Below are 1,023 nucleotides of genomic sequence, written 5' to 3'. Positions count from 1 at the left end.
ATGATGTTTATTTTTTACTTCGTGGCATTGATGGTTATTTTTAAGAGGTGATGACATGGAATGGTTGAACGAGTTTTTCGGGGCGTTCTTCAACGATATATATAATTTGGCCGTCCAGTTTAGTGGGTGGCTTGTGGTGCGGCTTGCGCTTCAGTGGGTGGAGTTCAAGTTGTTTATGTTGAATTTTACTTGGGACGTGGCTAAGGAGGTGCTGCTTAATATTGAATTTAGCGCAATGTTGTCCTCTTCTTTTAATTTATTGCCTACCGAGTTGCGGGGGATGTTGCTTTACCTTCACTTTGATAAAGGTTTGGCAATACTTTCTCAGGCGTTCGTTACCCGCTTCATGCTCAATATGATGGGGTGGTAAATGTCTATCAAGATCCACCACGGCGCCCCCGGCTCTTACAAGTCGTCAGGGGCCATTCATACCGATGTGCTGCCCGCCATCAAGGCTGGTCGCCACATCATCACCAACGTGCGCGGCTTCACGGCTGAGCGCTGCAAAGAGGTGATGGGCAAGGCGGTGCCTGATGGCTTTCAGGTGACGTATATCGAAACCGAATCCCAGCAGGGCAGGGATCATCTGGCCCGTTTTTACCACTGGGCACCCAAGGGCGCATTTTTTCTGGTTGATGAGGTGCAACGGGTCTTTCCGCCATCATGGCGCCAAAGCGATTTAGACCGTCTCGCTTACCCAGGTGGTTCGGAGCAGGCCAAGCAGGATGGCAGGCCGGAAACAATCGACGTGGCCTTTGATATGCACCGTCACCATAACTGGGATTTCGTTTTCACCACGCCGAATATCAGCAAAGTCCATTCCGTTGTTCGAGCCCCTGCAGAAACTGCTATCCGTCATACGAATATGGCCGTGCTGGGCATTGGTGGCCGATACAAGACCGTTCTCCACCTGTCGGATAACTCCGGCACGTCGGCCTCTCATGTTCTGCAAGCCAAGCCATTCAACAAGGTGCCCAAGTATGTTTTCAAGCTTTATGATTCAACTACAACCGGTAAAGTCTC

The 1,023-nt window shown here is 50.2% G+C and carries 2 protein-coding genes; both read left to right on the top strand.

Going from position 1 to position 1,023, the window contains the following annotated elements; translation table 11 throughout:
* The first annotated feature begins 55 nt into the window (after window positions 1-55).
* A complete protein-coding gene (locus tag GWQ22_RS21545; protein WP_275931635.1) occupies window positions 56-370 on the top strand; it encodes a DUF2523 family protein in 315 nt (104 codons plus the stop codon).
* On the top strand, window positions 371-1,023 hold a 653-nt coding region (locus tag GWQ22_RS21540), incomplete at its 3' end, for a zonular occludens toxin domain-containing protein (protein ID WP_275931634.1).

The sequence above is a fragment of the Aeromonas sp. 1HA1 genome (assembly GCF_029237385.1).
GTDB lineage: Bacteria > Pseudomonadota > Gammaproteobacteria > Enterobacterales > Aeromonadaceae > Aeromonas > Aeromonas popoffii.
This window is presented reverse-complemented; position numbering and strand designations above follow the sequence as displayed.

Excerpts from the sequence above, each read along its gene's own strand:
- GWQ22_RS21545 (WP_275931635.1), top strand. The coding sequence starts at position 56 with ATGGAATGGTTGAACGAGTTTTTCGGGGCGTTCTTCAACGATATATAT.